General features: G+C 49.1%; 10 tRNA genes and 1 rRNA gene. All 11 read left to right on the forward strand.

The window, feature by feature from the left end:
- The first annotated feature begins 11 nt into the window (after positions 1–11).
- Positions 12–127, forward strand: a 5S ribosomal RNA gene (gene rrf / locus EVJ34_RS15330).
- A gap of 83 nt (positions 128–210) precedes the next feature.
- Positions 211–286 (forward strand) — tRNA-Asp (locus tag EVJ34_RS15335).
- A gap of 25 nt (positions 287–311) precedes the next feature.
- Positions 312–387: transfer RNA gene (locus EVJ34_RS15340), tRNA-Phe, on the forward strand.
- 8 nt (positions 388–395) lie between these two features.
- Positions 396–471 (forward strand) — tRNA-Thr (locus EVJ34_RS15345).
- An 11-nt stretch (positions 472–482) separates the two neighbouring features.
- Positions 483–558, forward strand: a tRNA-His gene (locus EVJ34_RS15350).
- 15 nt (positions 559–573) lie between these two features.
- Positions 574–649, forward strand: a tRNA-Lys gene (locus EVJ34_RS15355).
- A 33-nt stretch (positions 650–682) separates the two neighbouring features.
- Positions 683–763: transfer RNA gene (locus EVJ34_RS15360), tRNA-Leu, on the forward strand.
- 21 nt (positions 764–784) lie between these two features.
- Positions 785–859 (forward strand) — tRNA-Gly (locus tag EVJ34_RS15365).
- Between the two features lie 7 nt (positions 860–866).
- Positions 867–951, forward strand: a tRNA-Leu gene (locus EVJ34_RS15370).
- Between the two features lie 5 nt (positions 952–956).
- Positions 957–1,033: transfer RNA gene (locus EVJ34_RS15375), tRNA-Arg, on the forward strand.
- A 7-nt stretch (positions 1,034–1,040) separates the two neighbouring features.
- Positions 1,041–1,117 (forward strand) — tRNA-Pro (locus tag EVJ34_RS15380).
- Position 1,118 lies beyond the last annotated feature (1 nt).

Below are 1,118 nucleotides of genomic sequence, written 5' to 3' on the forward strand. Positions count from 1 at the left end.
ATCTCTCTATGTCTGGTGGCGATAGCGAAGCGGCCACACCCGTTCCCATGCCGAACACGGAAGTTAAGCGCTTCAGCGCCGAAAGTAGTTGGGGGTCTCCCCCTGTGAGGATAGGACGTTGCCAGGCTGTTTGTTTTTTTGAAAAAGTTATTGACTTTCATCTTGATGAGACTTAAAATAGGTAAAGTCGATACAATAATTATTTAAAACGGTCCCGTGGTGTAGTGGTTAACATGTCTGCCTGTCACGCAGAAGATCGCGGGTTCGAATCCCGTCGGGACCGCCATTTTTTTATTTAAACTTAATAAGTTGGCTTTGTAGCTCAGTTGGTAGAGCAAAGGACTGAAAATCCTTGTGTCGGCGGTTCGATTCCGTCCAAAGCCACCATTTACAGCGCCGGTGTAGCTCAGTTGGTAGAGCATCTGACTTGTAATCAGAGGGTCGAGGGTTCGAATCCTTTCGCCGGCACCATTTTTCTCATGGCGGTTGTGGCGAAGTGGTTAACGCACCGGATTGTGATTCCGGCATTCGAGGGTTCAATTCCCTTCAGCCGCCCCATTTTTAAAAATTAATGAGCCATTAGCTCAGTTGGTAGAGCATCTGACTTTTAATCAGAGGGTCGCAGGTTCGAGCCCTGCATGGCTCACCATTTCTCATTAATTTCTATACTTAAATATTATATGCGGGTGTGGCGGAATTGGTAGACGCGCTAGACTTAGGATCTAGTGTCTTTGACGTGGGGGTTCGAGTCCCTTCACCCGCATCTCTAATCTAACTTTATATTGCGGAAGTAGTTCAGTGGTAGAATACGACCTTGCCAAGGTCGGGGTCGCGGGTTCGAATCCCGTCTTCCGCTCCAATTATATGCGGTCGTGGCGGAATCGGTAGACGCGCTAGGTTGAGGGCCTAGTGGTGGTTAACACCGTGGAGGTTCAAGTCCTCTCGACCGCATTAATGCACCCTTAGCTCAGCTGGATAGAGCGTTAGACTACGAATCTAAAGGCCGGGAGTTCGAATCTCTCAGGGTGCACCATTTATAACGGGAAGTAGCTCAGCTTGGTAGAGCACTTGGTTTGGGACCAAGGGGTCGCAGGTTCGAATCCTGTCTTCCCGACCAT

It is taken from the genome of Exiguobacterium sp. SL-9 (assembly GCF_004336985.1).
Lineage (GTDB): Bacteria > Bacillota > Bacilli > Exiguobacteriales > Exiguobacteriaceae > Exiguobacterium.